We start from the raw sequence: 21,977 nt of genomic DNA, 5'->3' as shown, positions 1-21,977 counted from the left end.
GTCTTGGGGCAGGTCGTCGCTGTCGGGCTTCGCGACGAATCCAGCGCTACCAGCTTCTTCGGCATGGCCTCGCACAGCCGTTCGCCCGGCCATGGGTTCCTGCTTGGAGGTTGGTCATGCACTAAAGTGCCTGTATATCTTGTGCAGGCAGTATATTGCCGTTGGGCTGAATCAAGGCATTTTTTCTGCCCGTGAAAACCCTGCCCGGTGCTCGCTTGAAAGTGGTGTTCGGGCGGTCTGGAGCGTTCGATGCTTGGGGCGGCCTGTGTCATCCGGCCGCGAGCTGCTGCGTTGTAGTGGGGCCTATCAAGACAGGAGTCGTTCGATGCAAGCCCCTCTGTTCAAACCCATGTGCCCTGGCGACAGCATCTGGCCGTTCGATGAACGTGACCGCAAGCGCCAACCTGCATGAGCCGCGTCATTTGGGATGCTGGCACCACGGTGTCCAGGCCGGCAGGATGGGGTGGAAAAAGAAACCCGGCCTGAGGGCCGGGTGCAACCCCTTGCGGGGCCTGCGCGGGGAGTCGGACGCAGGAGTCAGGTGGGTACAGGTGTGACAGCGATGAATCACCTTAGTCGCTGGGCCTGCTTTTTTCCAGTCCAGGCCGACCCAGGTCCACATCGGGAGCGGGTGCTCAAGGCCAGGGCGGCATGTCCGAAGGCCATTTGAGCGCCGATGCCAATCACCCCCTGCACATGGGGGGTGTAAATGTGTCAATCCGTAAGTCAAGCGTTCATCCACTTGTCCATCCGCTCAAGTCTCCGTTTGTCCGAGCCAAACCTGTTGGATTATTGAATCAAGCTGCAACAGCCATTTTCAATCTGCTGGGCTCAAGCCACTTCAGGGTAACAATAAGAAACATATGCACCTGATTTTCTGCTGGGGATGCCCTTAGCATCGCGCCCTGTTGAGTTTCTTCCGGGGCGGTTCATGAATACCGAGCAATGGGTCTCCCGGCCAGAAGACTCCCCTGCCTGCACTCGCAGTGCAGGGATTCATTTTTCAGGGAAGACGTGCTTGAAACTCGAAACCTTTGTGCCCATTGCCATGGGCTTGCTCCAGGAGCCTGGGCTGCGCTTTGAGGTTTTCCTCAACAGCCGCATTCGCATCCACCGGCCTCAGGCCCCGCGCACCATGGTGATGCACCTCATGATCTATGTGGTTCAAACCCTGGAGCGGGCCGATTCGGACTTGATTCAGCTGGCGGCCCGCAATTTCGGAGCCATATACCGTGAAGCCTTGCGGCAATGGGCGCTGGACCCTGAGGCGCAAGAACCTTTTCGCTACCTGATTGATACCGAAATATTTACTCTTTGAGAGATTTTTATCTCGGCTCTAGGACGCTCTTGGATGGCTGGCAGTGTTGAAAGGTGGTTTGATAAATATCAGAGGCCGAGATTTTTCGTACCCACCTGAGATTCTTGTATCTGGTTACTTTTGTTGCTCACATTTGTTGGAATGTATCGGCATCGCTCTCTAGCATGAAGCTCTTTCAGGAGATTCCATGGCGATTCAACCCAACTTCTTTGGCAAGCGCGATCCCGAGGGTGCAACGGCCCGGGTTCAGCCCGGTTCATCGGTTCAGCCTGCTGCAGGCGCCACATCCTCACAAGCTCACAAGGCAGGGGCTTCCAGCCCGGCCTCTCCAGCCGCTCCGGTGGAGGCCACGGTCAAGCCAGCCCCTGCTGAAGCGGGGAGTCGTCTGACCGTGGGCCCCAACATCAAGCTCAAGGGCGTTGAAATCACCGATTGCGACACCCTGGTGGTTGACGGCATGGTGGAAGCCACCATGGACTCGCGCCTGATGCAGATCTCGGAGCAGGGCTCTTTCCGCGGGGCAGCGGACATCGATCTGGCCGAGATCAAGGGTCGCTTCGAGGGCAACCTCAATGTGCGCGGCAAACTGATCATCCATGCCACCGGGCAGGTCAGCGGAAAAATCCGTTACGCCAAACTGGTTGTGGAAGATGGCGGGCAGTTGAGCGGTGACATCGAGTGCGGCCTGGGGAGTTCGCCCGCTGCGGTGCGGCCGGGCGCCGACGTGACCTTGCCCGCCCAGATCGCGGATGCTGTTCCAAAGTCGGTATTGGTGCTCTGAAGACCCGCTGCAAAGTGCTGCGCGGTGGTGGTCGGCGACCGTGTTGCCGGGTTGGCGTGGCAGGGAGCACTTTGCTTTTGCCCATGAAAAATGGGCTGCAGTACGAAGACTGAAGCCCATTTAAGGATGGATGGTCGGGGCGGTGGGATTCGAACTCACGACCCTCTGCTCCCAAAGCAGATGCGCTACCAGGCTGCGCTACGCCCCGACTGATGTGATTGTAGCCTGACTTTTGGGGTGATTTGATCTCTTTGAGACAAGAATCCAAACACCAGCCCCTGCCATTCTGTACTTTCACGGACAAATTGCCCGTTTTTCTGGGGCGGAGACAGGGTTTCAGCTGTGCAGTCGGACGACCAGGGGCACGATCAGCAAGGCCACGATGTTGATGATCTTGATCAAGGGGTTGACGGCCGGGCCGGCGGTGTCCTTGTAGGGGTCACCCACGGTGTCGCCGGTGACGGCTGCCTTGTGGGCGTCTGAGCCTTTGCCGCCATGGTGGCCGTCTTCAATGTACTTCTTGGCGTTGTCCCAGGCGCCGCCGCCGGTGCACATCGAAATGGCCACAAACAGGCCGGTGACGATGGTGCCCATGAGCAGGCCGCCCAAGGCCTTGGGCCCCAGGATCAGACCGACCAGCACGGGGGTGACCACGGGCAGCAGCGACGGGATCATCATTTCGCGGATGGCCGCCGTGGTCAGCATGTCCACGGCACGACCGTATTCGGGGCGGCCCGAGCCGTCCATGATGCCTTTGATCTCCCGGAACTGGCGCCGAACTTCTTCGACCACGGCCCCTGCGGCACGGCCCACCGCTTCCATGGCCATGGCGCCAAACAGGTAGGGGATCATCCCGCCGATGAACAGGCCCACAATCACCAGCGGGTCGGACAGGTCAAAGCTGATGTTCTGACCAAAGCTTTGCAGCTTGTGGGTGTAGTCGGCAAACAGCACCAGTGAGGCCAGGCCGGCCGAGCCGATGGCATAGCCCTTGGTGACGGCCTTGGTGGTGTTGCCCACGGCATCGAGCGGATCGGTGACGTCGCGGACGGAGGAGGGCAATTCGGCCATTTCCGCAATCCCGCCTGCGTTGTCGGTGATGGGGCCATAGGCATCCAAGGCCACCACGATGCCCGCCATGCTGAGCATCGAGGTGGCGGCCACCGCAATGCCGAACAACCCGGCCAGAGCGTAAGCCGCCAAGATGGCGGCGCAGACAAAGATCACCGGCCAGGCCGTGGAGCGCATGGAGACCCCGATGCCCGCGATGATGTTGGTGGCATGCCCCGTGGTGGAGGCCTGGGCTACGTGCTGCACCGGTGGGTATTGGGTGCCGGTGTAGTACTCGGTGACCCAGACGAGCGCCGCGGTCAGCACGAGGCCGACGGCGCAGGCGCCGAACAGACGCATCTGGCTGCCGGTGGCCATGATGGCGTCGTCGGACACCAGCCAGGTGGTCACGCCGTAGAAGGCCACCAGCGACAGCACCCCGGCCACCGCCAGACCCTTGTACAAGGCGGGCATGACGTTCTTCATGCCGGGCGAGGCCTTCACAAAGAAGCAACCGATGATCGACGCGATGATGGACACGGCGCCCAGTGCCAGTGGATAGAGCACGGCATTGATGGTGCCGTGCGTCACCATCAGGGCACCGAGCATCATGGTGGCGATCAGGGTGACCGCATAGGTTTCGAACAGGTCGGCCGCCATGCCGGCACAGTCGCCCACGTTGTCGCCCACGTTGTCGGCGATCACCGCCGGGTTGCGCGGGTCATCTTCAGGAATGCCGGCTTCCACCTTGCCCACCAGATCGGCCCCCACGTCGGCGCCTTTGGTGAAGATGCCGCCGCCAAGCCTTGCAAAGATGGAGATCAAGGATGAGCCGAAGGCGAAACCGATCAGTGGATTCAACTGTTGGGCCAGCGGGGTGTCTGGCGATGCACCGCTCAGCAGGTAAACATAGAAGCCGCTGACGCCGAGCAGACCCAGACCGACCACCAGCATCCCGGTGATGGCACCACCGCGAAAAGCCACGTCCAGCGCAGGCCCGATGCCCTGCGTGGCGGCCTGGGCCGTGCGAACGTTGGCGCGCACGGAGATGTTCATGCCGATGAAGCCGCAGGCGCCGGACAGCACAGCACCGATCACGAAGCCGATGGCTGAAGCGGGGTCGAGAAACAGGCCGATGAGCACGGCCAGAACCAGCCCCACCAGGGCGATGGTCTTGTATTGACGGGCCAGGTAGGCGGCCGCGCCCGACTGGATGGCGGCCGCGATCTCCTGCATGCGCGCGTTGCCGGCGTCCTTGGCCAGAATCCAGCTTCGGGCCCAGAAGCCGTAGGCCACTGCGATGGCTCCGCAGGCCAGCGCCAGGATCAGCGCAGGATGGTTTGTCATGCTGTTCTCCTTGGTGAATACGCTTGGAAGAGACACAACGCACCGGGAGTGTCTCCGCTGCGTTGCTTCCTCGCGGCACCCTGGGGCAGCGATTGGCCAACGCCTCAATATAAGGCGGAAACCGAAAAACGCCTGCTGCGCTGCATCACGCAAGGCTCGCGAAAGTAAAATCGTTCCTAATCCGGCCCGATAACGGCCCGATCCGTTCGATCAACCCTAACCAAGACCGACACAACATGGCTCTCGACAAAGTCAAACCAGGCGACAAGGCCCCCGACGCATTCAACGTGATCATCGAAATCCCGATGAACGCGGATCCGATCAAGTACGAAGTGGACAAGGAGTCTGGCGCGATCTTCGTGGACCGCTTCATGGGCACGGCCATGCACTACCCGACCAACTACGGCTACGTGCCGCAGACCATCAGCGGTGATGGCGATCCGGTGGACGTGCTGGTGATCACCCCCTTCCCGCTGATCCCGGGTGTGGTGGTGACCTGCCGCCCCATCGGCATCCTGAAGATGGAAGACGAAGGCGGCGTGGACGGCAAGGTGCTGGCTGTGCCCACCGACAAGATCCTGCCGATCTACACCCACTGGCAAAAGCCGGAAGACATCAACCCGCTGCGCCTGAAGCAGATTGCTCATTTCTTCGAGCACTACAAGGACCTGGAACCCGGCAAGTGGGTCAAGGTGCTGGGCTGGGAAGGTGTTGACGCCGCCAAGCAGGAAATCCTGGACGGCATCGCCAACTTCGCCAAGCAGGCCTGAGCCTTTTGAGCTCACTGCGGTAGCGCTCCTGAGGCGTTGCCAAAAAACATGCCCGGCACCGGTGGTGTCGGGCATTTTTGTTGGCGGACCCGACCAAGCGGATTGGTACTCCGATATGCGGGTTTCCGGGGGGCAAAAAAGCGTGTTTGTAGCCTCAGGGTCTGATGGTTTCGGAGAAAATTGTGCGGCCTAAATTGATAAAAATTTACAAATAGGCAGAGGTCGTAGGTGGAGGCGATCTGGGTTCGATCACTTGACCACGCGAGGACAATATGGGTTTCAACAATTGGCGCATCGGTTACAAACTGGGCGCGGCATTTTTCGTGCTGGTGCTCAGCACCTTGCTTTTGGGTGTGGTGGCGCTGACGCAACTCTCGCACATCAATGCCAACACGCAGGACATCGCCGGCAACTGGCTGCCCAGCATCGAGTCGCTGGGCGACATGCGCATCGCACTCAACCGCATGCGGCGCGCCGAAGGGCGCATGGCTTCCGCATCGTCTCCGCATGATCTGGAAGTGCAGACCAAGAATGCCGTCGAGTTGAAGGCCTTGTTTGCCAAACACGAGGCTCGCTACAGCGCGATGGTCACGCCGGGGCGTGAGACCGAGCTTTTCAATCAGTACAAAGTGCAGCGCGATGCCTTCTGGGCCACCCAGACACGGCTGAGCAATTTTGCCAATGCAGGCAACATGGCGGCCACGGTGCAGTATTTCGAGGGGGAGTCGGAAACTGCTTTTTCAGCCATGGTGGAGGCCATCGACAAATTGGCGCAACTCAATGGTGAGGGCGCCCGAATGGCCAGTGCTGATGCCGAGGCCTCGTTTTCAGCCTCTCGCGCCTTGTTGATCGCGGTGCTGGTCTTTGTTGTGGTGGCCGCTTCGGTGCTGGGTTGGGTGATCACACGGTTGATCACGGCGCCGTTGGCCGAAGCTGTGCAGGCTGCCAAGCAGATTTCCGCGGGCAATCTGGCGTTTGCCATCGCGGCCAAGGGCCGTGACGAGGTGGGCGATTTGTTGCATGCGCTGGAGGAGATGCGCGATTCTTTGTCGCAGGTGGTTTCGGGTGTTCGGCGCGGTGCAGACGGGGTGGCCAACGCGAGCATGGAGATCGCCCAGGGCAACAATGACTTGTCGGCCCGAACCGAACAACAGGCCTCGGCCCTGGAAGAAACCGCGGCCTCCATGGAAGAGCTGGGCTCCACGGTTCGCCAGAATGCCGACAATGCGCGCGCGGCCAACCAGCTGGCCCTGAATGCCTCCACGGTGGCGACCCAAGGCGGCGAGGTGGTGGCCGAGGTGGTGGACACCATGAAGGGCATCAACGAAAGCTCGCGCAAGATCTCCGACATCATCGGCGTGATCGATGGGATTGCCTTCCAGACCAATATTCTGGCGCTCAACGCGGCCGTCGAGGCCGCCCGTGCCGGTGAGCAGGGGCGTGGTTTTGCGGTGGTGGCGGGTGAGGTGCGCAGCCTGGCGCAGCGCAGTGCGGAAGCGGCCAAGGAGATCAAGAGCCTGATCAGTGCCAGCGTCGAGCGGGTGGAGCAGGGCACGGCCCTGGTTGACCGTGCGGGAACCACCATGAGCGAGGTGGTGGGTTCGATCCGCCGTGTGACCGACATCATGGGCGAAATCAGTGCCGCCAGCTCCGAGCAGAGCGCGGGGGTGTCGCAGGTGAGCGAGGCGGTCACCCAGATGGATCAGGCCACGCAGCAGAATGCGGCGCTGGTGGAGCAGTCGGCCGCTGCTGCGGGCGCCTTGACGTCGCAGGCCCAGGAGTTGGTCCGTGCCGTGGCGGTGTTCAAGCTGGCGGGCGATGGCCATGCCCCTGCAGCCACGGCGCCCAGCAAGCCGGTGGCGGCGCCGCTGCGCTCCACGGTGGCGCCCAAGGCCGTCGCCAGCCCACGCCCGGCGGCGGCTCCCAAGCGGGTGGCGCAGGCCAAGCCGGCCGCGCCGGCACCGAGCCTGGGCGCGCCTGGCGGCAGCGCGCCTGCGGCCCCCGCCAAGGCGGGGTCGGACGACGATTGGGAAACCTTCTGATCTGACAGGCCGGAGTTCCTGACCGGCCGTGTCGGCTTCAGGGCGCCTTGAAGGGGCTGTGTTTCTGCAGGTCCTGCATGTAGTTCTCCATGCCGGCCCCTTCGCGCTGAAGAAAATCCTGAACGGCCTCTGCGAAGGCCGGGTGTGCCAGCCAATGGGTGCTTGGGGTGTCGGTGGGCAGCAAGGCGCGGGCCATCTTGTGTTCCCCCTGCGCGCCACCTTCGAAGCTGTCAAAGCCGTGTTCGATGCACCACTGCAGTGGTTGGTAGTAGCAAGCCTCGAAGTGCAGGCAATCAACGCGCTCCAGCGCACCCCAGTAGCGCCCGTAGGCCGTTCGCTTGCCCGCTTCCTCGTCCTGCAGCGCAATCAGGCTGGCGGCCATCGGCTGTCCTTCGCGCTCTGCAATGAACATCAACCAACTTTCCGCCTGGTGCTCGGCTTGCTGTTTGAAGAATTCGGGTGTCAGGTAGGGCGGGTTACCGTGCTCCAGGTAGGTGCGCTCGTAACAGCGGTAAAAGAAAGCCCAATCGCTGGGGCTGATGGTGGCGCCTTTTGCTGATCTGAAGGTCACGCCCTCGGTTTGAACCTTGCGCCGCTCCTGTCGGATTTTTTTCCGTTTTTCCTGGCTGAGCTGGGCCAGGAAATGGTCGAAGTCGCGGTAGCTCTGGTTGGACCAGTGAAACTGCAAGGTGTGCCGGGTCATCAGGCCCTGGGCCTGGCTGGCTTGTACATCCTCCTGACTGCCAAAGAGCAGGTGCAATGAGGACAGCCTCATCTTCTGGCAATGCGCCAGGGCGGCTTGCAGCAGCTGCTGGCGCCACTCGGGGCTGCTGGCCATCAGCCGGGTGCCCGGCACCGGCGTGAATGGCACGGCCAGCACGGCCTTGGGGTAGTAGGCCAGGCCGTGCTGCTGGTAGGCGTTGGCCCATGACCAGTCAAAGACATATTCGCCATACGAGTGGGTCTTGAGGTAGACCACACAGGCTGCCTGCAAGGTGGGGCCTTGCCACAAGCTGATCACCTGGGGTGACCAGCCGGTGCGGGGCGTGGCGCTGCCGCTGTGTTCGAGCGCGAGCAGGTATTCATGCCGCATGAAGGGGGTGGCATGGGCTTGTTGCGCCAGCAAGTGATTCCAAGGGGCTTGGGGCATCTCCGCCAGCGAGTCCATGACCCGGATGAGATAATCGTTCCCATTCATGGGCATGGCCCCGCCGGCCCCGGGCATCGGCTCAAGGCCTCGGCTGCCGTTCTGGTTGTCACGCTCTGCCATCACCGCCACCTTTGTTCTCATGACTCTTCAAATCTGCGTCGTTCAGCTCAACTTCGTCGTCGGTGACATGCCCGGCAATGCGCGCAAGATCATCGATGCAGCCCAGCAGGCCTATGCGCAGGGGGCTCGGCTGGTGTTGACGCCGGAGTTGTCCATCTGCGGGTACGCGGCCGAAGACCTGTACCTGCGGCCCGCCTTCATGGCCGCTTGCGATGATGCCGTGAAACAAGTGGCCCAGGCTCTGGCCGGGTTAAAGGGCTTGTGTGTGGTGGTCGGTCACCCCGCGGGGGATCACGAGCGGGCCCGCTCCGTGTCGGTGTCGCACCGTTTCAATGCGGCCAGCGTGCTCAGCGAGGGTCAGGTGCTGGCCACCTATGCCAAGCGTGAGTTGCCCAACTACCAGGTGTTTGATGAGCGGCGGTATTTCACCCCGGGTGATCGGCCCTGTGTCGTTGAGGTGCAAGGCGTGCGTGTGGGCTTGCTCATCTGCGAGGACGCCTGGTTTGACGCACCGGCCCGCACCAGCCTGGAGGCCGGCGCGGAGGTTCTGGCGGTGATCAACGCTTCGCCTTTCCACGTGGGCAAGTCGGTTGAACGCATGGCCCGCATGGCTGAATGTGCGCGTGCCGTGAAATTGCCGTTGGTCTATGCCCATCTGGTGGGCGGGCAGGATGAAGTGGTGTTCGATGGCTCGTCCTTTGCCTTGCAGGCCGATGGTTCGCGCATGGCTCAGGCGCCGAGTTTCCGGGAGAGTCTGCTGAACCTGACCCTGCAGCGCAACGGCGATGGTCTGGCCTGGCAGGCGCCGTCAGAACCTCTGGCGCCGATGCCCTCCGATCTGGAGGAACTCTGGGAGGCGCTGGTCACGGGCGTGCGCGACTACATCGGCAAGAATCGGTTCCCAGGGGTGCTGCTGGGGCTGTCGGGCGGCATCGATTCGGCGCTGGTCCTGGCCATCGCGGTGGATGCGCTGGGGCCCGACAAGGTGCGTGCGGTGATGATGCCTTCACCCTACACGGCCGATATTTCCTGGATCGATGCGCGCGACATGGCCAAGCGGCTTGGTGTTCGTTACGACGAGATCTCGATCGTGCCGGAATTCGAGGCGTTCAAGGCCTCTCTGAAGGCCGAATTTGCCGGGCTGGCCGAGGACACCACCGAGGAGAACATCCAGGCGCGCATCCGTGGCACCTTGCTGATGGCTCTGTCCAACAAGTTCGGCTCCATCGTGCTGACCACGGGCAACAAGAGCGAGATGGCCACGGGCTACTGCACCTTGTATGGCGACATGGCGGGCGGTTTTGCGGTGATCAAGGACGTGGCCAAGACGCTGGTGTTCGAGTTGGCCCGCTGGCGCAATGCGCACGACCCCTATGGCACCGGGCGCGATCCGATCCCTGAGCGCATCATCACCCGTCCGCCCAGTGCGGAGTTGCGGCCTGATCAGAAGGATCAGGACAGCCTGCCACCCTACGAGGTGCTGGACGCGATCATCGAGCGCTACATGGAAAACGATGAGTCCATCGACAGCTTGGTCGCGGCTGGGTTTGAGCGGGCCGACGTCGAGCGCGTGACGCGCCTGATCAAGATCAATGAATACAAGCGGCGCCAATCGCCAGTGGGCATTCGCGTGACCCATCGCAGTTTCGGCAAGGATTGGCGTTACCCTATCACCAGTCACTTCAGGGCTTGAGCTCTGATGGCCGGGGCAGGCCCAGGCGACGAATCCACACAACATGAACACAGGAGAACCCATGAAACAAATCACAGCCATCATCAAGCCCTTCAAGTTGGAAGAGGTGCGTGAAGCTTTGGCCGAGTGCGGTGTGACCGGCCTGACCGTGACCGAGGTGAAGGGCTTTGGGCGCCAGAAGGGCCATACCGAGCTTTACCGCGGTGCTGAGTACGTGGTGGACTTCCTGCCCAAGGTCAAAATCGAGGTGGTCGTCAAGGGTGATGACGTTGAACGCTGCGTGGACGCCATCGTCCGTGTGGCCCGTACCGGCAAGATCGGTGACGGCAAGATCTTCATCACCGCCGTGGAGCGCGTCGTGCGCATCCGCACGGGCGAGCAGGATGAATCTGCCGTCTGAGTGAGATGGCCATCCGGGTGTTGCTGAAAGCACCCTGGATTTCTCTCGATTCGGCCCGGTGCTCCCGGGCCGTTTTCATGGGCGCACGCGTTTGGCGGTTTCAGATTTGCTTGGCCAGATCGGCGCTCTGCTGGCTCAGTCCAGCCGTCTCGACCAGCTTGGGCAGCAGCGTGTTCAGGTCGCCGCTGGTTTCGACGAGGGACATCTGCCATTCGCTCATGAAGCCATGGCGGACACCACTGGCCAGAAATGAAAGCATTTCGTCGTAGTAGCCATCCAGGTTCAGAATGCCGATCGGCTTGTTGTGGTAGCCGAGTTGGCGCCAGGTCCAGACCTCAAACAGCTCTTCAAAAGTGCCGATGCCCCCGGGCAGAGCCAGAAAGGCGTCTGCGCGTTCGGCCATCATGGCTTTGCGCTGGTGCATGTTGTCCACGATGTGGAGTTCATCACAGCGCTTGTTGGCAAACTCCAGTTCCACCAGCGATGTTGGAATCACCCCGACGACCCGGCCACCCGCATCCTGTGTGGCATTGGCCACCTGGCCCATGAGCCCGTTGTTGCCCCCGCCGTATACCAATTGGCCCCCTCGGCTGCCGATCCAGTGGCCAACGGCCTGGGCGCAAGAGGCAAATTCGGGCGTTTGTCCCATGCGGGAGCCGCAGTAGACGGCAATTGAAAATGCAGGTGTCATGGCGAAAAATGTTTCCAGAGGGCCGCGCCCCAGATGGTGATGCAGGTCAGCAGGCTGAGCAAGACAGCAGCGCTGCCCATGTCCTTGGCGCGCTTGGAGAGGTGGTTCCATTCGGGCCCGATGCGGTCCATGGCTGTTTCAATGCCGGTGTTCAGCAATTCGACCACCAGCACGGCGATCACGCTGCCAGCCAGCAAGGCCGACTCCACCCAATTCTCACCCAGCCAGCAAGCCATCGGGACGAGTCCGGTGGCGACGATCGCCTCTTGCCGGAACGCGGTTTCTGCCCAGCCAGCGCGCAGGCCTTCGAGCGAATAACCGGTGGCATGCCAGATCCGGTTGAGCCCGCGCCGCGCCTTTTGCGGATTGCTCGAATCGTCAGAGGGAGGCGGCTGGGAATGCCCTGAGGAACTTGGTGGTGAAGACATCTGGCTATTGTGCGTCTGCCCGATGCCAAGTCTGATGACAACCCGCTTTCAGCGGCTCAGTGGCTGGGAGTGAATCAACCGGGTGCCGGCCAGGACATCGTGCCAGAACTGGCCTTCAGGATGGAAACGGCTCAAGATGGCCCAGATGGCCACCCAGCCGCCGATGATCACTGCAGTCTCTGCGCCGCTCAGTCCCAGGGCGGCCGAAGCGCCCAGCGCGGGCAAAAACCAGATCCAGCTCAAGGTGTAACGCAGCAGTGCCCTCGCCTGGCTGATGGCCTTTCCATGCCGATCGACAACGCGAATGTTCCAGGTCTTCATGGCCAAGGTCTGGCCTTTGGCCCAGAACCAGGCGAAGTAGATGCCAAAGATCACAAACAGAAAAGCCTGCAGCCCATGGCGGTTGTCCATGGCGTTGCGCGTCTGACTGAGGGTGCTGAACAGGTAGCCGGCGATGAAGACCACGCCGAACATCAACATGCCTTCATAAAGCCAGCAGGCCATGCGCCGCTTCAGGCTGGGTGCCTGAAGTTGCGGGTGGGTGCCAGATGCCGCGTGTGCAGGGGAACCGATGGAGGTCATTGTGCTGCGGGCTGGGATCAATGTGCCACGCTGCTGGCCGCCGGAGTGCCGGAAGTGGTTGGAAGCAAGGTGTGCATGTCCACATGGTGTGGGCCGGTTTCAATCTTGCCCGTGCTGCGCACGGTGGACTTTGAAACCGGCACCATGGCCAGTTTTCGGGCAGGAACGGGCTTGGCGGGGGTGGCTGCACCCATGGGGTGGACGAGGGCCTGGGTCGCCAGTTCCTTCCGTTCCTCTTCTGTCAACGCTTGGTAGGCTTCCCACTGGGCCCGCTTTTCTTCAGGAGCCAGCTTTTTTGTCTGGGCGAAGTTCAGCCGGGCCTGGACGCGCTCCTGCACGGTCAATCCCACCCATTCAGCCATGCGGCTGTGCAGCTTCTCTTGTTCTTCGGTCGAGAGGCTTTTGAAGTTGTGGGACAGAGCAATCCACTTGCGCTTGTGGGCCTCGCTCATGCTGTTCCACCGTGACGACAAAGGCTCCAGGGCTTCTTGCTGTGCGGGAGTCAGCTCAACCCACAGTGGCCGCTGGTTGAGCACCGGGCGCTTGGGCGCGGGCTTGGTCGTGACCACCTTGCGCTGTTCTGTACTTGCAGTCGGAGGGGTGACGGAGGCACCCAGGGGCGGCGTGTTGATTTCGGGGTGGGGTTCCTCAGTCACGCCCGACGGGGCTTCGGCGGCGTGGACAAATCCAATCGTGGCGCCTAGGGCAAGCACGCATGCCGATACGACAGCAAGATTGCGGACGATGGAAAGGGGGGACCGAGGCGCCAGGAGCATACAAGCAGAGGTCAATGTTCTTCGCTGGCCCGCGTCTTCAGGAACTGGGTGAAACCAGGGTCTGCGTAGGCTTGCGGGGGGAGGTCGTCCGTCAGAAGCGCTGTATCGACTTCTGCCAGTTCATTGGCGTGGTCCTCATCCTGTACCACTTGTATGACAAAAAGGCCTGCAATCAGTGCGATCAGGGGCAGGGCGGAGGCCAGGCGCCCCCAGAGGCCAAAGCCTTCACCACCAAAACTCAATGCGGCTGTTCCATTGCCTGCATTCAGCACGGCGGGGGCAGTGCTGCGAACGGCCACCACCTTGCGCTTGGCCAGGGCTTGCATCCGAGCGGCGCGAAGGCGTTCGGAGATGTCATAAGGCAGATCTTGGGATGCCGCGTCCAGGCGTTTTGCAACCTTCTGGCCGAAGAGATCTTCCGCTGCCGTTTGAGAAAGGTTGTATTGAAGCGTCTTGTTCATGGTTGTAGTCCCTTTGCCTTCAAGGCCCTTCCCAGGGCCTGAACGGCTCTGGAGCAATGTGTCTTGACGCTGCCTTCCGAGCAGCCCATGGCGGCTGCCGTCTCGGCAACATCCATTTCCTCCCAGTAACGCATCAGGAACGCTTCTCGTTGACGAGCGGGCAGCTCCTGAATCTCTTTTTCGATCGCATGCAAAATCTGAGCCCGGCGGGTTGTGTCTTCTGCGCTTTCTGTCTGCTCTGAGGGGTCGCTGCCGCGAAAAGTTTCCAGCAGATCAAAATCGCCGTCATCGCCAGCGCCCTCGAAATCGCTCAGGCTCGAAAACAGTGCGTTTCGGGTCTTTTGTCGGCGGAACCAATCCAGCGTGCAGTTCGACAGAATGCGCTGAAAGAGCATGGGCAGCTCATTGGGCGGTTTGTCGCCGTAATGTTCTGCCAGCTTGAGCATGGCATCCTGAACGATGTCCAGCGCAGCTTCTTCGTTGCGGACGTGGTACAGGGAGCGCTTGAAGGCGCGCTTCTCGACATCCCTGAGGAAATCCGACAGTTCTTGTTCGGTGGCCAAGTGGGCTCTGACGTGTGCAGCTTTGCGGGGTTGATGCGCGTTGGCGGCAGGATCATCGCCAAGGCAGGCGCGAATTATGGCATTGACAGGCTGAAATTTTTAGCGATGTGCGCGAATTCAAGGGCCTGGATGCGATAATGCGCGAGCAAATTAACGGCAAACGGGTCACCGTCCGGCACAAGAATCAGTGTGCCCATGGCTGTGGTCCTAAGTCCTGACGCGGCTCCACAAGAGCTCGGGAAGGGGCACCCAAGGTTTTTCGTCAGAGAAATTCACAAAGGTTGATCATGGAAATCTCAAAGGCCGAACTGGCCTCCGCTGCTGCTGCAGTGCCCTCGCAAGAGCTGATGGGCTCGGAAATTCTCATCAAGGGCCTTCAGGCTGAAGGCGTCAAGTACATCTGGGGTTACCCAGGCGGTGCGGTTCTCTACATCTACGACGCGCTTTACAAGCAAGACACGATTCAGCACGTTCTGGTGCGCCACGAACAAGCCGCTGTCCATGCTGCCGACGGATACGCACGCGCCACTGGCGATGTGGGCGTGGCTTTGGTGACGTCTGGCCCAGGTTTGACCAATGCGGTCACCGGTATTGCCACGGCCTACATGGACAGCATCCCGATGGTGATCATCAGCGGTCAGGTGCCCACACCGGCAATCGGTCTGGATGCCTTCCAGGAGTGCGACACCGTAGGCATCACGCGCCCCATCGTCAAGCACAATTTCCTGGTCAAGGATCCCCGCGATCTTGCGCTGACCCTGAAGAAGGCTTTCCACATCGCACGCAGCGGCCGCCCTGGCCCTGTGGTGGTGGACATCCCCAAGGATGTGTCCTTCAAAAAGGTGGCCTACTCCGGCTACCCCGAGACCGTGGAGATGCGTTCCTACAACCCGGTGCGCAAAGGCCATGGCGGGCAGATCCGCAAGGCCCTGCAACTGTTGTTGACGGCCAAGCGCCCCTATATCTACACCGGCGGCGGTGTGTTGCTTGGCAACGCGACGCAGGAACTGCGCACCCTGGTCGAGTTGCTTGGCTACCCGGTGACCAACACCTTGATGGGCTTGGGCGCTTTCCCTGCGTCCGATCGCAAGTTCCTGGGCATGCTGGGCATGCATGGCACCATCGAGGCCAACAATGCCATGCAGAACTGCGATGTCCTGCTGGCGGTGGGGGCCCGGTTTGACGACCGCGTGATCGGCAATCCCAAGCACTTCGCTCAGAACGAGCGCAAGATCATCCACATTGACATCGATCCTTCCAGCATCTCCAAGCGGGTGAAGGTGGACATCCCCATCGTGGGCGATGTGAAGGATGTGCTGGGTGAGTTGATCAGCATGATTCGCGAGGGCAGCCAACGCCCTGATGCGTCTGCACTGGGGGCTTGGTGGGACACCATCGAAGGCTGGCGCAAGCGAGACTGCCTGAAATACGACCGGGGCAATGGTGAGGTCATCAAGCCGCAGTATGTGGTTGAGACCCTCTGGAACATGACCCGCGACGCTGATACCTACATCACCTCCGATGTGGGGCAGCATCAGATGTGGGCCGCCCAGTACTACCGCTTTGATGAGCCGCGCCGTTGGATCAACTCTGGCGGCCTGGGGACCATGGGCGTGGGCATCCCCTACGCCATGGGCATCAAGCTGGCCAAGCCTGACAGCGAGGTGTTCTGCATCACAGGCGAAGGCTCTGTGCAGATGAACATCCAGGAGCTGTCCACCTGTCTGCAGTACAACACGCCGATCAAGATCTGCTCGCTGAACAACCGCTATCTCGGCATGGTGCGTCAGTGGCAGGAGATCGAGTACTCCGGGCGCTACAGCCACAGCTACATGGATGCGTTGCCGAACTTCGTGAAGCTGGCCGAGGCCTATGGTCATGTGGGCATGCTGATCGAGCGTCCTCAGGACGTCGAGCCGGCACTGCGCGAGGCTCGCAAGCTCAAGGACCGTACCGTGTTCATGGACTTCCGCACCGACCCCACCGAGAACGTGTTCCCGATGGTGCAGGCCGGCAAGGGCATCACCGAGATGCTGCTGGGGTCTGAAGACCTCTGACATGCGGGCGCCGGTGCCTTTCTGACACCGAGCTCAATCTTTCGACGAATCTATTGACCGCCAAGCTGCGCCATTACCGTGGCGCGGGGAGGGCGGCGAAAAGAGGAATCTTTTTCATGAAGCACATCATTGCTGTCCTGCTCGAAAACGAAGCAGGTGCCCTGTCCCGTGTGGTGGGTCTTTTTTCAGCCCGCGGCTACAACATCGAGTCGCTCACGGTGGCTCCGACCGAAGATCCCAGTCTGTCGCGCATGACGATCCAGACAACGGGTTCTGACGACGTCATTGAGCAGATCACCAAGCATTTGAATCGCCTGATCGAAGTGGTGAAAGTGGTGGATCTGACCGAGGGCGCCTATACCGAGCGTGAACTCATGATGGTGAAGGTTCGTGCTGTGGGCAAGGAGCGCGAAGAAATGAAGCGCATGGCCGACATCTTCCGAGGCCGCATCATCGATGTGACTGAGAAGAGCTACACCATCGAACTGACCGGTGACCTGTCCAAGAACGATGCGTTCCTGGATGCCATCGACCGCAGTGCCATTTTGGAGACCGTTCGCACGGGCGCCAGCGGCATCGGTCGTGGTGAGAGAATACTGCGCGTCTGATTTTCTGTTCGGTCGTGTTTCGACAGGCTCAACACGAACCGATCTTTATATGGCGATTGTTCCCGAGCGTTCGCCCCGAGCCTGTCACTGGGCGTTATCGCCAAACCTCATTCATTGGAGAACATCATGAAAGTTTTTTACGACAAGGACTGTGACCTGAGCCTGATCAAGGGCAAGACCGTCGCCATCATCGGTTACGGCTCTCAAGGTCACGCACACGCCCAAAACCTGAACGACAGCGGCGTGAAGGTGGTGGTCGGTCTGCGCAAGGGCGGCGCTTCGTGGGACAAGGTTGGCAAGGCTGGCCTGACTGTTCTGGAAGTCAATGACGCGGTCAAGGCTGCCGACGTGGTCATGATCCTGTTGCCTGATGAGCAGATCGCCGAGGTCTACACCAACAACGTGGCCCCCAACATCAAGCAAGGCGCTTCGCTGGCTTTCGCCCACGGTTTCAACGTGCATTACAACCAGGTGGTGCCCCGTGCCGACCTGGACGTGTGGATGGTGGCTCCCAAGGCTCCTGGTCACACCGTTCGCTCGACCTACGCCCAAGGTGGCGGCGTGCCTCACCTCGTGGCGGTGCACCAGGACAAGAGCGGCAAGGCCCGTGATCTGGCCCTGTCGTATGCCATGGCCAACGGTGGCGGCAAGGCTGGCATCATTGAAACCAACTTCAAGGAAGAGACCGAGACCGACCTGTTCGGCGAGCAGGCTGTTCTGTGCGGCGGCGCTGTCGAGCTGATCAAGATGGGTTACGAAACCCTGGTTGAAGCTGGCTATGCTCCTGAAATGGCCTATTTCGAGTGCCTGCACGAACTCAAGCTGATCGTTGACCTGATCTATGAAGGCGGCATCGCCAACATGAACTACTCGATCTCGAACAACGCTGAGTTCGGCGAGTACGTGACCGGCCCCGAAGTGATCAACGAGCAGTCGCGTGCCGCCATGCGCAATGCCCTGAAGCGCATCCAAAACGGTGACTATGCCAAGATGTTCATCCAGGAAGGCCGCCTGAACTACCCGAGCATGACGGCTCGTCGTCGCAACACCGCTGACCATTCCATCGAAAAGGTGGGCGGTCAATTGCGCGCCATGATGCCTTGGATCGCCAAGAACAAGCTGGTTGACCAGACCCGCAACTGATGAAACCTGGCATGGCCGCAAGGCCGTCGCCTGGTGCAGACAAGGGCCACCCTCGGGTGGCCCTTGTTTTTTGCTTTGGCAGGAGCCCTGTGGCTTAAACTTGGCTGACTGGACGTGGTGTTTCGCCCGGCCCTGCAGGCAACCCTGAGCGGGTCGCTGATTTTTTGAATGGAGAACGATTCATGCACGATGGCAATGCGTCATCACCTGACAGCCTGGATGAGGTGGTGCTGCCAAAGCGCAGAAAAGGCATCTATGTGTTGCCGAACCTGTTCACGTTGGCAGCCTTGTTTGGCGGCTTTTATTCGATCGTGATGGCCATGAACGGCCGTTTCGATCAAGCCGCGGTGGGTGTTTTTTGTGCCATGGTGCTGGATAGCCTGGACGGTCGTGTGGCGCGCATGACCAACACCCAAAGTGCCTTTGGTGAGCAGATGGATTCGCTGGCCGACATGGTCTCTTTCGGCGCCGCGCCTGCCTTGATTGCTTATGAGTGGGCGCTCAAGGGTTTGGGACGCTGGGGCTGGATCGCGGCCTTCGTCTACTGCGCCTGTGCGGCACTCAGACTGGCTCGCTTCAATGTCAACACCGGCGTGGTCGACAAGCGCTACTTCCAGGGGCTGCCGTCACCCGCTGCCGCTGCTCTGGTGGCGGGTCTGATCTGGTTGGTGACCGAAGCGGGTATTCGAGCGGGCGAGTCAAGCTGGTTGACCTGGACCCAGGTGACCTGGATCACTTTTGCGCTGACTTTGTATGCAGGCCTGACCATGGTCACGAACGTGCCTTTCTATAGTTTCAAGGATGTGCATTTCAAGCGCAGTGTTCCGTTTGCTGTGATTGTGCTCATCGCGCTGGGGATTGCCGTCATCAACATCCACCCACCCATCGTGTTGTTTGGCTTGTTCATCATCTACGGGTTCAGTGGATATGGCGTGTACATCTGGCGCCGAACCAAAGGCATGCAGACCAGCGTGATCAGTACAAGCACCGATGAGCCGGATGAGCGCGGCTTGCACAAGTGAGCGGGGCCTGTGCTACATTTGTCCGCATGCGTGTTTCCCACTTGTTGCGTGTCGGTGTTGGTGCGGCTCTCAAGCTTGAGTTGCTTGCTTACATTGGCTTGTCGCTAGTGGCCCTTCTGCTAAGCAGGGCGGGCTGAGCGCGTACATCTGACACCAGGATTACCCCGAGCGGCCCGCCAGTTTCATCTGCTGCGGGCCTTTTCTTTTTTGGGCTCAAGATTCAACCTTTTCGGAGACCTTCATGACTGACAAGCTGATCATTTTCGACACCACTTTGCGTGATGGCGAGCAATCCCCTGGTGCCTCCATGACCAAGGACGAAAAGCTGCGCATTGCACGTCAGCTGGAGCGGCTTCGAGTGGACGTGATCGAGGCCGGTTTTGCGGCCAGCTCCAATGGGGACTTCGAGGCTGTCCAGACCATCGCCAATGCGATCAAGGACTCGACCGTCTGTTCTCTCTCCCGTGCCAACGATCGAGATATTTCCCGTGCGGCCGAGGCGCTGCGCGGTGCCAACAGCTCGCGCATCCATACCTTCATTGCAACCTCTCCCTTGCACATGGAGAAGAAGCTGCGCATGACGCCGGATCAGGTTCTTGAACAGGCCAAGCAGGCCGTGCGTTTTGCCCGCAATCTGGTAGCCGATGTCGAGTTCAGCCCAGAAGACGGCTACCGCAGTGACATGGACTTTCTGTGCCGCGTGCTCGAGACCGTGATCAACGAAGGGGCTACGACCCTCAATATTCCCGACACGGTGGGCTACGCTGTGCCGGAGCTGTACGGCAACTTCATCAAGACCCTGCGCGAGCGTGTGCCCAACTCCGACAAGGCGATCTGGTCGGTGCATTGCCACAACGATCTGGGCATGGCGGTGGCCAACTCCTTGGCAGGCGTCAAGATCGGGGGGGCCCGTCAGATCGAATGCACGATCAACGGCCTTGGTGAACGAGCTGGCAACTGCTCGCTCGAGGAGGTGGTCATGGCGGTGAAGACACGACGCGACTATTTCAACCTCGATCTGGGCATCGACACCCAGCACATCGTCGCTGCCAGCCGCATGGTGAGCCAGACCACAGGTTTTGTGGTTCAACCGAACAAGGCTGTGGTCGGCGCCAATGCTTTTGCGCATGCTTCCGGCATTCACCAGGACGGCGTGCTCAAGGCGCGTGATACCTACGAGATCATGCGTGCTGAAGACGTAGGCTGGTCCGCCAACAAGATCGTTCTGGGCAAACTCAGTGGCCGCAATGCCTTCAAGCAACGTCTGCAGGAACTGGGCGTCAGCCTGGAAAGCGAACAGGAGGTCAATGCCGCCTTCAGCCGCTTCAAGGAACTGGCGGACCGCAAGAGCGAGATTTTTGATGAAGACATCCTGGCCTTGGTCAGTGATGAGAGTGTTGCCACCGAGAAAGAGCAGTACAGCCTGGTGTCCCTGTCGCAGCACAGCGAAACCGGCGAGCGTCCCCGTGCCAGCATTGTCTTCACTGTGGAGGGCAAGGAAGTGCGCGGAGAGTCGGATGGCAACGGGCCGGTGGATGCCTCGCTCAAAGCCATTGAATCCCATGTGAAAAGCGGTGCCGAAATGGTGCTCTATTCGGTCAATGCCATCAGTGGCTCGACCGAGAGCCAGGGCGAAGTCACGGTCCGATTGCAAAACAGCGGTCGCGTGGTCAATGGTGTGGGATCTGATCCTGACATCGTCGTCGCGTCGGCCAAGGCCTACCTGAGCGCGCTGAACAAATTGCACAGTAAAGCTGATCGGGTTGCAGCCCAAGGCTGAGCAGGCTCTTTATAATTACTGGAAAGCCTGAAAAACTTCGCGCAAGTGGTTGATCTTGCGTGGGTTTTTCTTTATCGTAGCCGTGTGTAAGATTCGTATCTAGCACGGAGAGCCTGCATGATTTCTTCTTTGATCGCTCCCATGAACCGTTTCAACCGTTTGATGACTTTTTCGGCCTTGTTGTTGGCTGTTTCGGTGGGGGGAGTTCACGCTGCGGAGCGCAAGAAGGCACCAGTTGTCCGTGCTCACGCCATTCAAAAGGTCGCGCACGCACCGCGTCTGCACAAGACGGCTGCGCGTGCGACCGTGGTGGTGCCGGCCAAGGCTTCGTTTGGGCAAATGGCTGGTTTGCACGGCTCGTCGGATCCTTTGGCTCTGCGCTCCAGCGTGGCTTTGGTGGTGGATCAGGACACCCACGAAGTGCTCTTGAGCAAGAACGACCAAGCGGTGTTGCCCATTGCCTCACTGACCAAGCTCATGACTGGCGTGATCGTCAGTGAAGCCCATTTGTCGATGGATGAGAACATCACCATCACCCAGGACGACGTTGACACGGAAAAGGGCAGCAGCTCCCGCCTGGCCGTGGGGTCGACGCTGAGCCGGGGTGAGATGCTGCACCTGGCCTTGATGTCCAGCGAAAACCGGGCTGCTCATGCCCTTGGGCGCACATTCCCGGGCGGTTTGTCTGCTTTTGTAGCGTTGATGAACGCCAAGGCGAAGTCTTTGGGAATGCTGGACACCAGCTATGTGGAGCCCACAGGTTTGTCCAGCAAGAACCAATCCAGCGCCCGTGATTTGGCTGTGTTGGTGAATGCTGCTCACACCGACCCCGTGCTGCGCGAACTGACAACTTCCCCCGGCTACCAGGTTGAAGTCGGGCGCCGCACGCTGCAATACAACAACACCAACCGCTTGGTGAAAAATCCGGCCTGGGATATTGGCCTGCAAAAGACCGGCTACATCTCTGAAGCAGGGCAGTGCCTGGTGATGCAAGCCAAGGTGGCAGGGCGCAAGCTGATCATGGTGTTTCTGGACTCTGCTGGCAAACTCAGTCGTATTGCCGATGCGGAGCGCGTCAAGCGTTGGGTGGAAAGCAACCATCCCATGATTGCTGCGCGCAACGGTTGATCGACGCGGCAGCTCTGCTGCACACGGTGGACATGCAAAAAGCCCGGGTGGTCGATGGACCTCCCGG

The 21,977-nt window shown here is 60.4% G+C and carries 21 protein-coding genes and 1 tRNA gene; 12 read left to right on the top strand and 10 right to left on the bottom strand.

Annotation, left to right across the window (positions count from 1 at the left end; genetic code table 11):
• The first annotated feature begins 1,018 nt into the window (after positions 1-1,018).
• Positions 1,019-1,318 (top strand): hypothetical protein, encoded by a 300-nt coding sequence (locus L880_RS0109225; protein WP_157462749.1) that lies wholly within the window; start codon positions 1,019-1,021, stop codon positions 1,316-1,318.
• A gap of 187 nt (positions 1,319-1,505) precedes the next feature.
• A complete protein-coding gene (locus tag L880_RS32095) occupies positions 1,506-2,099 on the top strand; it encodes a bactofilin family protein (protein ID WP_084461173.1) in 594 nt (197 codons plus the stop codon).
• A 131-nt stretch (positions 2,100-2,230) separates the two neighbouring features.
• Here the strand turns inward: L880_RS32095 and L880_RS0109215 are convergent.
• Positions 2,231-2,307, bottom strand: a tRNA-Pro gene (locus L880_RS0109215).
• Between the two features lie 128 nt (positions 2,308-2,435).
• Positions 2,436-4,496 (bottom strand): sodium-translocating pyrophosphatase, encoded by a 2,061-nt coding sequence (locus L880_RS0109210; protein ID WP_027475433.1) that lies wholly within the window; start codon positions 4,494-4,496, stop codon positions 2,436-2,438.
• A 236-nt stretch (positions 4,497-4,732) separates the two neighbouring features.
• Between L880_RS0109210 and ppa the strand changes: the two genes are divergently transcribed.
• Together ppa and L880_RS0109200 are read left to right on the top strand one after the other, a co-directional pair.
• Entirely contained in the window at positions 4,733-5,266 is a 534-nt protein-coding gene (gene ppa / locus L880_RS0109205) for an inorganic diphosphatase (RefSeq protein WP_027475432.1), read from the top strand.
• Positions 5,267-5,538: 272 nt separating this feature from the next.
• Complete coding sequence (locus L880_RS0109200) at positions 5,539-7,308, top strand: methyl-accepting chemotaxis protein (RefSeq protein WP_027475431.1); 1,770 nt, start codon at positions 5,539-5,541, stop codon at positions 7,306-7,308.
• A gap of 37 nt (positions 7,309-7,345) precedes the next feature.
• Here L880_RS0109200 and L880_RS0109195 read toward each other — a convergent pair whose 3' ends face one another.
• Positions 7,346-8,512, bottom strand: a complete 1,167-nt coding sequence (locus L880_RS0109195) for a GNAT family N-acetyltransferase (RefSeq protein ID WP_027475430.1) — start codon at positions 8,510-8,512, stop codon at positions 7,346-7,348.
• 85 nt (positions 8,513-8,597) lie between these two features.
• On the opposite strand from L880_RS0109195, the gene L880_RS0109190 reads away from it, so the two are divergent.
• Positions 8,598-10,271 carry an NAD+ synthase gene (locus L880_RS0109190; protein WP_027475429.1) on the top strand — a complete coding sequence of 558 codons (1,674 nt, stop codon included), beginning with the start codon at positions 8,598-8,600 and terminating at the stop codon, positions 10,269-10,271.
• Between the two features lie 61 nt (positions 10,272-10,332).
• Complete coding sequence (locus L880_RS0109185; protein WP_019575320.1) at positions 10,333-10,671, top strand: P-II family nitrogen regulator; 339 nt, start codon at positions 10,333-10,335, stop codon at positions 10,669-10,671.
• Positions 10,672-10,771: 100 nt separating this feature from the next.
• Here L880_RS0109185 and L880_RS0109180 read toward each other — a convergent pair whose 3' ends face one another.
• The 7 genes from L880_RS0109180 to L880_RS36645 form a co-directional block, all read right to left on the bottom strand.
• Entirely contained in the window at positions 10,772-11,362 is a 591-nt protein-coding gene (locus L880_RS0109180) for an LOG family protein (RefSeq protein ID WP_027475428.1), read from the bottom strand.
• Entirely contained in the window at positions 11,359-11,790 is a 432-nt protein-coding gene (locus tag L880_RS0109175) for a diacylglycerol kinase (protein WP_027475427.1), read from the bottom strand. The genes L880_RS0109180 and L880_RS0109175 overlap by 4 nt, the downstream gene beginning before the upstream one ends.
• Positions 11,791-11,838: 48 nt before the next feature.
• Positions 11,839-12,372, bottom strand: a complete 534-nt coding sequence (locus tag L880_RS0109170) for an RDD family protein (RefSeq protein WP_084461171.1) — start codon at positions 12,370-12,372, stop codon at positions 11,839-11,841.
• A 17-nt stretch (positions 12,373-12,389) separates the two neighbouring features.
• Positions 12,390-13,148: a DUF3106 domain-containing protein gene (locus L880_RS34895; protein ID WP_084461169.1), complete on the bottom strand. Its 759-nt coding sequence runs from the start codon at positions 13,146-13,148 to the stop codon at positions 12,390-12,392.
• 11 nt (positions 13,149-13,159) lie between these two features.
• Complete coding sequence (locus L880_RS0109160; RefSeq protein ID WP_027475425.1) at positions 13,160-13,609, bottom strand: DUF3619 family protein; 450 nt, start codon at positions 13,607-13,609, stop codon at positions 13,160-13,162.
• Positions 13,606-14,172, bottom strand: a complete 567-nt coding sequence (locus L880_RS0109155) for an RNA polymerase sigma factor (RefSeq protein WP_027475424.1) — start codon at positions 14,170-14,172, stop codon at positions 13,606-13,608. The genes L880_RS0109160 and L880_RS0109155 overlap by 4 nt, the downstream gene beginning before the upstream one ends.
• 74 nt (positions 14,173-14,246) lie before the next feature.
• Positions 14,247-14,369 carry a hypothetical protein gene (locus L880_RS36645; protein ID WP_281174758.1) on the bottom strand — a complete coding sequence of 41 codons (123 nt, stop codon included), beginning with the start codon at positions 14,367-14,369 and terminating at the stop codon, positions 14,247-14,249.
• 90 nt (positions 14,370-14,459) lie between these two features.
• On the opposite strand from L880_RS36645, the gene L880_RS0109150 reads away from it, so the two are divergent.
• The 6 genes from L880_RS0109150 (at position 14,460) to pbpG (ending at position 21,910) form a co-directional block, all read left to right on the top strand.
• Positions 14,460-16,229: an acetolactate synthase 3 catalytic subunit gene (locus tag L880_RS0109150; protein ID WP_027475423.1), complete on the top strand. Its 1,770-nt coding sequence runs from the start codon at positions 14,460-14,462 to the stop codon at positions 16,227-16,229.
• A gap of 116 nt (positions 16,230-16,345) precedes the next feature.
• Positions 16,346-16,837: an acetolactate synthase small subunit gene (gene ilvN, locus L880_RS0109145; RefSeq protein WP_019575311.1), complete on the top strand. Its 492-nt coding sequence runs from the start codon at positions 16,346-16,348 to the stop codon at positions 16,835-16,837.
• A 126-nt stretch (positions 16,838-16,963) separates the two neighbouring features.
• Positions 16,964-17,980, top strand: a complete 1,017-nt coding sequence (ilvC, locus tag L880_RS0109140; RefSeq protein ID WP_027475422.1) for a ketol-acid reductoisomerase — start codon at positions 16,964-16,966, stop codon at positions 17,978-17,980.
• A 182-nt stretch (positions 17,981-18,162) separates the two neighbouring features.
• Positions 18,163-19,002 carry a CDP-diacylglycerol--serine O-phosphatidyltransferase gene (pssA, locus tag L880_RS0109135; protein ID WP_027475421.1) on the top strand — a complete coding sequence of 280 codons (840 nt, stop codon included), beginning with the start codon at positions 18,163-18,165 and terminating at the stop codon, positions 19,000-19,002.
• 241 nt (positions 19,003-19,243) lie between these two features.
• Positions 19,244-20,782, top strand: a complete 1,539-nt coding sequence (locus L880_RS0109130; protein WP_027475420.1) for a 2-isopropylmalate synthase — start codon at positions 19,244-19,246, stop codon at positions 20,780-20,782.
• Positions 20,783-20,899: 117 nt separating this feature from the next.
• Entirely contained in the window at positions 20,900-21,910 is a 1,011-nt protein-coding gene (gene pbpG, locus L880_RS0109125; RefSeq protein WP_027475419.1) for a D-alanyl-D-alanine endopeptidase, read from the top strand.
• Positions 21,911-21,977: the final 67 nt, after the last annotated feature.

Origin of the sequence: Curvibacter gracilis ATCC BAA-807 (assembly GCF_000518645.1) — a bacterium.
Classification (GTDB): domain Bacteria; phylum Pseudomonadota; class Gammaproteobacteria; order Burkholderiales; family Burkholderiaceae_C; genus Curvibacter; species Curvibacter gracilis.
The sequence above is the reverse complement of the archived record's forward strand: the minus strand, read 5'-3'. Positions and strand labels throughout refer to the sequence as shown.

Coding starts and splice junctions, on each gene's coding strand:
- pssA (WP_027475421.1), top strand. CDS start 18,163: ATGCACGATGGCAATGCGTCATCACCTGACAGCCTGGATGAGGTGGTG.
- L880_RS0109175 (WP_027475427.1), bottom strand. CDS start 11,790: ATGTCTTCACCACCAAGTTCCTCAGGGCATTCCCAGCCGCCTCCCTCT.
- L880_RS36645 (WP_281174758.1), bottom strand. CDS start 14,369: ATGGGCACACTGATTCTTGTGCCGGACGGTGACCCGTTTGCCGTTAAT.
- ilvN (WP_019575311.1), top strand. CDS start 16,346: ATGAAGCACATCATTGCTGTCCTGCTCGAAAACGAAGCAGGTGCCCTG.
- L880_RS0109130 (WP_027475420.1), top strand. CDS start 19,244: ATGACTGACAAGCTGATCATTTTCGACACCACTTTGCGTGATGGCGAG.
- L880_RS0109160 (WP_027475425.1), bottom strand. CDS start 13,609: ATGAACAAGACGCTTCAATACAACCTTTCTCAAACGGCAGCGGAAGAT.
- L880_RS0109170 (WP_084461171.1), bottom strand. CDS start 12,372: ATGACCTCCATCGGTTCCCCTGCACACGCGGCATCTGGCACCCACCCG.
- L880_RS0109185 (WP_019575320.1), top strand. CDS start 10,333: ATGAAACAAATCACAGCCATCATCAAGCCCTTCAAGTTGGAAGAGGTG.
- L880_RS0109210 (WP_027475433.1), bottom strand. CDS start 4,496: ATGACAAACCATCCTGCGCTGATCCTGGCGCTGGCCTGCGGAGCCATC.
- L880_RS0109150 (WP_027475423.1), top strand. CDS start 14,460: ATGGAAATCTCAAAGGCCGAACTGGCCTCCGCTGCTGCTGCAGTGCCC.
- L880_RS34895 (WP_084461169.1), bottom strand. CDS start 13,148: ATGCTCCTGGCGCCTCGGTCCCCCCTTTCCATCGTCCGCAATCTTGCT.
- ppa (WP_027475432.1), top strand. CDS start 4,733: ATGGCTCTCGACAAAGTCAAACCAGGCGACAAGGCCCCCGACGCATTC.
- L880_RS0109195 (WP_027475430.1), bottom strand. CDS start 8,512: ATGCCCATGAATGGGAACGATTATCTCATCCGGGTCATGGACTCGCTG.
- L880_RS0109200 (WP_027475431.1), top strand. CDS start 5,539: ATGGGTTTCAACAATTGGCGCATCGGTTACAAACTGGGCGCGGCATTT.
- pbpG (WP_027475419.1), top strand. CDS start 20,900: ATGATTTCTTCTTTGATCGCTCCCATGAACCGTTTCAACCGTTTGATG.
- L880_RS0109190 (WP_027475429.1), top strand. CDS start 8,598: ATGACTCTTCAAATCTGCGTCGTTCAGCTCAACTTCGTCGTCGGTGAC.
- L880_RS32095 (WP_084461173.1), top strand. CDS start 1,506: ATGGCGATTCAACCCAACTTCTTTGGCAAGCGCGATCCCGAGGGTGCA.
- ilvC (WP_027475422.1), top strand. CDS start 16,964: ATGAAAGTTTTTTACGACAAGGACTGTGACCTGAGCCTGATCAAGGGC.
- L880_RS0109180 (WP_027475428.1), bottom strand. CDS start 11,362: ATGACACCTGCATTTTCAATTGCCGTCTACTGCGGCTCCCGCATGGGA.